Source organism: Affinundibacterium seohonense (assembly GCF_014284305.1).
GTDB lineage: Bacteria > Pseudomonadota > Gammaproteobacteria > Burkholderiales > Burkholderiaceae_D > Undibacterium > Undibacterium seohonense.
Window position 1 is genome coordinate 1 of sequence record NZ_JACOFW010000136.1, and the last position, 255, is coordinate 255.

Below are 255 nucleotides of genomic sequence, written 5' to 3' on the forward strand. Positions count from 1 at the left end.
TTTCAGGCACTGGAAGCGACCTGGCGGAGTATGCATGGCCTTGTTGCCGCGGTCGACACCAACGCGATGCTCAAGATCAAAGTCTTCAATGCGACTAAAGATGAGTTATGGAGCGATATGGAAAAAGCGGTTCAATTTGATCAAAGTACATTGTTCAAATTAATTTATGGATCCGAATATGACACGTATGGCGGTTGTCCTTATGGCTTGCTGTTGGGGGGATTTGAAATCGGTAGTAGTTCAAGGGATATCTCT

The 255-nt window shown here is 45.1% G+C and carries 1 protein-coding gene; it reads left to right on the forward strand.

All coding sequences use genetic code 11. The features are described from left to right. The coding region (locus H8K52_RS22150; RefSeq protein ID WP_186924822.1) for a type VI secretion system contractile sheath domain-containing protein at positions 1–255 on the forward strand (255 nt) is incomplete at both ends.